Source organism: Zoogloea dura (genome assembly GCF_012927165.1).
GTDB lineage: Bacteria > Pseudomonadota > Gammaproteobacteria > Burkholderiales > Rhodocyclaceae > Zoogloea > Zoogloea dura.
The window spans coordinates 1-5,676 of sequence record NZ_JABBGA010000057.1; the positions used below are offsets into that span (position 1 = coordinate 1).

Below are 5,676 nucleotides of genomic sequence, written 5' to 3' on the forward strand. Positions count from 1 at the left end.
GCAGGCCGCCACCATCGTCACCAGCAACCTCGACTTCACCGAGTGGGACCAGGCCTTCCCGGGCAACCGGCTGCTCGCTTCGGCCACCGTCGATCGGCTGCGCCACAACGCCTATTGCCTGACCCTTGACGGGGCCTCCTACCGGGCCCCTCGACAGGGTCCAAACAAGGCCAAAACAGCACTTGCCAGCACCCCGAAAAACAACCAACCTTGAACCCCCGAAGACGTTCGTCAGAGCCTATTCAAACTGGCTCCTATATGCCGATCATCGGTGGCTCTATTGTGCCGGTCAGTGACACGTGTAGATCGCGACGGTGCCAAGCGCCGTCTGGCTGCTGCCAGCACCACTCCCGCCACTCGATCGACCCAGGCTGGCCGGCCGCTGAGGCCGAGGGAACATCGACCATGTCCATCAGCTTGCCCGTTTCCATCGTTCGCCCAAAAAGGCAGGAAACTACACAGAAGAGGGGGTTGTGAACAAGGTGGCGGCAAGTGGCTGACCGTGAACGTTATTTGTGCTCAGGCAATGCTGTGGGGGTAGCTGCGGAGCCCTGGTTGGCCACCGATCCCGAAGGGCTTAAACCGGCTGGTGGTGTCGCGTTATTGTTCGCGGCCATTTCTCATTGATAACGCTCAGCGCACGACCTCTTGCCAGCTGAACAACACCCGAAGATGGTACGCGGGGACAGAGGGTTGGTTCGGACGTGATTCTGCGCGAACGGGAAAGCAGCGAGCAGCCCTACCTATTCAAGCTGCGGCTCTCAATCAACGTAAGGCGCCACCTCGAACGGGTTTTCCGGGTACCGGGCTGGTCGGCCGGACTTTCGAACTGCTGATGAACGACCATACTGGTGAAGCCCAGTTTGGCTTCGTGCAAGGCCATTTCCTGTGCGGTCAGAAAAGCGTCTAGACGCGGCTTTCCACGCGAAAATATAGCTAGAGTCGCCGGATCAACCTCCGTGATGGAGAGGTAACCATATCCGTCGTCAGCAAGTATCAGCTAGGTAGGCAACGCGACCCGATACTTGTCCAGAAAACGTGCTTCCTTAGCACGACGAGCGGCCGCGGCAAGCTGCTCCGCGCGCTCTTGAACCACCGGTGTCAACTGGACAGACTCCACGGACACGACAAGCCGCTTCTTCGCCTTGAGGGGCGAAGCGTGCTTTTTCAAGAGAAGGCTTCGAACGGGTCGCTTCATAGTGTGGGGTCTGAACATTCGAACACCGTCCTCGCGGATCGAAGTCGCTGAGATACTAGAACAGAAAAGAGATTGCGCGCAATCCGTGCCCCCCTACAGTCATGGCGAGACTGTAGGATGTGGTATTACTTAGACGTCATCCCGGACGCTGATTTCACTGAAACGGAGATGGCCTTGGAACCCGACATGATGGCGTTCGCGAGAAGGCTGAACCAGGCTTCGCAGGGAGAGCGAGAGCGCCTCATCCGCAGCGGAGTGGCAGCTTCTCACATCCAGGACCTCGTAGAGACGATGCATGTCTCGAGCGAACGCCTGCTGAGTATGCTTAACATGCCTAGTTCATCTGTCAGACGGAAGATTCGTCAAGGCGTGATGCTCTCTCCCGAGCACTCCGAGCGTGTGCTCGGACTGGTCTGTCTGATCGGCCAGGTTACTGTCATGGTGGAGGACTCGGGGAATCCGAATGAGTTTGACGCGGCCCGTTGGGTCGGCGAGTGGCTTGAGCGGCCGCTCCCTGCCTTGGGCGGAGCGAAGCCGTCGGCCTACATGGATACGACGACCGGACAGAAGCTTGTCTCCAACCTGCTCGTACAGTCTCAGCTTGGCGTGTTCATGTGATGGAAGGGGGAGTGGATGCCTTTGTCGAGACCATCACAGCGCAAGGCAGCCAGGCGGTCATTCCACCTCGCTCCAACCGACTCAACCCGCGTGCCTTCGATCGCCATATCTACAAAGACCGCAATCTGATCGAGCGCTTGTTCTGTCCCATCAAGCAATTCAGACGTATCGCCACGCGCTACGACAAACTCGCCCAGTCATTCCTGTCCTTCGTTTATCTCGCTTGCGCTTTCGTCTGGTTGGCATAATTGAGAACACGCCCTAGCACTAGGAGTGGTTGCGATGGGTCAAGATCCCTCCCAAGCAACGACTTTGGCAAGAAAACCGAGGACGGCGATAGGAACAAAAACGCCCCGCAAACTTCGCGAGGCGCTTTTGTTCAATCGGGCCGACAAGAGTTTTTTACACAGTCTGTGAGGCGAGGTTTTTCGAGGCACCCTTAAAATAATGACGAGGGGTCTTTTTCAATTTCTTTGACCGACACTATGGTAATTGCGATCTTTCCGTTTCCAACCGAGAATTCCTGGACCACAATCTCAACGTGGTTAAAAACATTTAATGCTATGCGTGAAACCGTTTCATGGAGGTGGGCTGGATCGTAACTGTATTCGGATCTTCTTTTTTCGTCATTTTTTATGAAATAAACCAGTCGTTCAGATCTACAAAACCCCGAAATGCTCCCGATTATGATTCGCTGACCGGGGTCGATTACTGGAGGTTTCGAAGGAGGTCTTTTTATTTTTCCGGACGCCATAAAAATCTGATTTTCCCCCAAAGACACCGACACCTCTTCGGTCAAAACCGTCCCACCTAAAGCGGACCTGGCCCTTTCAGCCTCTTCTCGAATAATACATTCCATTTTCAATGGAATTTCATTTGACTCAAACCTATTTTCAAAAATCCCAGCCTGCCCCCTATCAAAGAGATACGAAAGAAATTTTTTAATCTCTGCCTCCCCGTAACTAGCGGACGAATCAAATTCGACAATGACATATCCTCGATAATAATCTGCGTCGAGGGCGAGTTTTGTCCGGGGCTCGCCCGGCACCTCAAGATCGGACGTATCCTGGAGCTGCCCTAAGAAGTTTCTAAGGCACTCCGCGATTTCTTTAATTGATGGAGGAATGAGTTCATTGCTTACCTCTAACGCCTTCCCATCAAATTTACAGGGCAGAGGGTGAGGAAGAGCGATGACGATTTCTTTTTTTGCCATTGTTTTTTACCTTTATATAACATGGCAAAATTTTCCTTTGTTTTTTTGCATGCTTATGTTTTGGGAGCTGCAATTTTTTGCGTTACTAAAAAGTAAATAAACAAGGCCTCCCGAATATACTCAATTATCATTCCTCGTCGTCCTCGCCAGGCGTTTCGAACGCCCTGCAGCGCAGCCCGGAATTCATCGAATGTCGCTGCCAGTAGTCGTCTGGTCTTGATCGAGGTGTCGAGTAGGATGACTAAGGCATACCACTTCATGTCCTTTTTCAGCCAAACGGTCGAAGACCCGCGAGCCTCGAGTGCGGCGTTGCATACCGCCCAGTTCGTCGTCTTGTACCTGTCCAGAGGGGGCTGCCTTCACTCACAGCCCGAAAGCCCCCCTGCCAATCGGGTTTTGTGCAACAAAACCTTAAGTGATCGAAACAGCACTACTCCACGCAATTAATATGAGAGAAAGCAACGCGCGATTGCTCACAGGATGCTCCTTGCGACGACTACCAACGACCACCGCTCGCTCGACTACCACGGCGTGCCCACCTTCCGTCCGGACTGTATCCAGCTGAGCTTCCTTACCCTCAGTCGATACGAATCGCGAGAGGTTATGACTATCGATCCAGGCTCGCTGGTCCTTTGTAAAGCCTGGCGTCAATAGAATACTAATTTCGGTTTTTTGAAAATTCGTTGACTTTACGAATTGCCCAACCCATTCGAAATGCTCTACTCTCCACATAACGATATGGCGCTGAGGTCCAACCAGCCCTGACAACCCTAGAACTGTCGGCACTTTGCTCCAGGTGACATCACGAGGCACGACGATTTCATCAGCGAATTTAATCAGATTTTCCCACTGCGACTCTGTGATCGTTGCCATCAGTTCCGCTAATGACTTGTTTCGTTCCAGCCTCTTGGCGCTCACCCTAAAAATAGTTTCGAGGGCAACGGCCATTTGCTCCGCAAGCTCTTCAGGTATCGCGAGAGCGCTTGCAGAGCGCTGAAGATTGGCCCCCCGACTAATTAATCGCGCAAGTCGTACAAAGGCCCCAACAGAGACAGGCGATGCCTGATCCTCTACGTCGCGGGATTCATGACATGCAGTCCCTTTCGGTTCCGCATCCAGATCGTAGACACCCTCAAGCAAGGCACCCCGTGTTCGCCGAGTAACATTGTCATCAACGTAGCCATCAAGCCATCGATCAATCACATGTGCATAGGACCCGATACTCGTCGCTGGTGAAGCATGACCAAGCAGCCGTGCCAAGCCCCAGAGGGTCCGTCGAGACTGCCTAGCGTTCCCCAGCAGACGATCGCGCATCGCTTGCACAACTGGCATATCGAGATGTCCCTTCTGCGGCCTACCGCCATCGGGCAAGAAGAGCGAATCCAGAACTCGTGTGGCAAAACTGTGCCGAGCGCTGTGGATTACAGCCGTTGGATTGCCTGTCGCCCGCCGCAGCGCCTGTATGACGATTGTGCGGAGATGCCCTATAGTCGAGGGTACTTTTACTTGCACTCCCAACAGCGGTGCGGCCATGTCGCCTCCGTGGTTAGCTTCCGACGTGACGAGCACTCGCTTGATCAAATTCATTTCGGCGGGTGTCATAGCGAACAGTGTCGGAACCAGCCGCCGGCCAGCCGTCGTCTTGAGCCTGCGCAACACGTTATTCCGGATCAGGATAAGCGGAGAGGTATCACCCACCCAGTCCGCCCTTATCAAACCCGTCGCTTCGGAAGCTCTCAATCCGTAACGATAAGCCAATAGCAAGACCATCGCGCCCGCCGTCGAGACGTCCTGACCCTCCCGTGTTGATGAAGCGAGAATATGTTGGAAGGCGCTCAAATAGTCGCTCTCCCGTATATACGCCGGTCGTACCGAAAGACCTGCTTGTCCAACGGACAGCTCCCCCCAGTCCGGATCCGCAATTAACGCAAATTTTCTAGCGAAAGCGTGAAAGCGCTTCAAATAATCTACAACAGTGCTCAACTCAATTTCAGGGCGGGCATCAAGCAGCGCGCTATAAAGTTCACTGACCTCCTCCTCGTCGGCACTCAAAAGCTCCGCGTCGTACCACACCCGCTCTGCCGCGGGAGAAATGCCACTAAGGTAGCGACGCACGCTGCTCAACCTTCTCACCTTGCCAACAAGATGAGACAGCCACTCTCCGACCAGATACAAAGCCGAAGACACTCTAGGTCGAAATTCGGTAACGATGGCTGAGACAGCACTGACCATCCCCCTCCTGCCCTTGGTGCTGCGGTCGGTGTCGACTCCATCGATGGCTTTGCGTAGACCGCGAAAATACAGACGCGCCTCAACCTGACGCCCAACAACGCGCGCTTCATCGGCCCCTGTTGTTGCCGGCCGAAAACTGACCATCAATCGGGGTGAATTCCGGTTGAAATTTGACCAGGGTGTTTAACCTCCCTGCCTCTTTTTGAGGCAGAGGAAGCGAGGTGATCACCATGGAAATGCTGGGCAAGGTCAGACGGATGTATTACCGGGACGGACTGTCCCGTTCGGAGATTTCGCGGCGCACGGGCTTGTCGCGCAACACGGTCAAGAAGTGGTTGAGAGCTCCGGAAGGGGCCTCGGCGGCTTACCGGCGGGAATCCACGCCGGGCAAGCTGGGGCCGTACCAGGCCACCTT

6 protein-coding genes and 1 pseudogene are annotated in these 5,676 nt (G+C 54.4%); 4 read left to right on the forward strand and 3 right to left on the reverse strand.

The genetic code is table 11. The features are described from left to right. The 3 genes from HHL15_RS25770 to HHL15_RS25780 all read left to right on the forward strand — a co-directional run. Nucleotides 1–214 (forward strand): ATP-binding protein (locus HHL15_RS25770; RefSeq protein WP_169147169.1); only part of this gene is annotated, 214 nt, incomplete at its 5' end. A 1,158-nt stretch (nt 215–1,372) separates the two neighbouring features. Beyond that, nucleotides 1,373–1,816 carry an antitoxin Xre-like helix-turn-helix domain-containing protein gene (locus HHL15_RS25775; RefSeq protein ID WP_169148643.1) on the forward strand — a complete coding sequence of 148 codons (444 nt, stop codon included), beginning with the start codon at nt 1,373–1,375 and terminating at the stop codon, nt 1,814–1,816. A gap of 11 nt (nt 1,817–1,827) precedes the next feature. Beyond that, a complete protein-coding gene (locus HHL15_RS25780; RefSeq protein WP_169148644.1) occupies nt 1,828–2,064 on the forward strand; it encodes a transposase in 237 nt (78 codons plus the stop codon). A 191-nt stretch (nt 2,065–2,255) separates the two neighbouring features. Here the strand turns inward: HHL15_RS25780 and HHL15_RS25785 are convergent, their stop codons facing one another. The 3 genes and pseudogenes from HHL15_RS25785 to HHL15_RS25795 all read right to left on the reverse strand — a co-directional run bounded on the left by HHL15_RS25785 (nt 2,256) and on the right by HHL15_RS25795 (nt 5,153). Further along, a complete protein-coding gene (locus HHL15_RS25785) occupies nt 2,256–3,029 on the reverse strand; it encodes a hypothetical protein (RefSeq protein WP_169148645.1) in 774 nt (257 codons plus the stop codon). A 245-nt stretch (nt 3,030–3,274) separates the two neighbouring features. After that, nucleotides 3,275–3,376, reverse strand: a pseudogene (locus HHL15_RS25790) (IS5/IS1182 family transposase); the annotation flags it as partial. A 64-nt stretch (nt 3,377–3,440) separates the two neighbouring features. After that, nucleotides 3,441–5,153, reverse strand: coding sequence for a site-specific integrase (locus tag HHL15_RS25795; protein ID WP_169148646.1), 1,713 nt, complete (start codon nt 5,151–5,153; stop codon nt 3,441–3,443). Between the two features lie 329 nt (nt 5,154–5,482). Here HHL15_RS25795 and HHL15_RS25800 point away from each other — a divergent pair. After that, the coding region (locus tag HHL15_RS25800) for a helix-turn-helix domain-containing protein (RefSeq protein WP_408065743.1) at nt 5,483–5,676 on the forward strand (194 nt) is incomplete at its 3' end.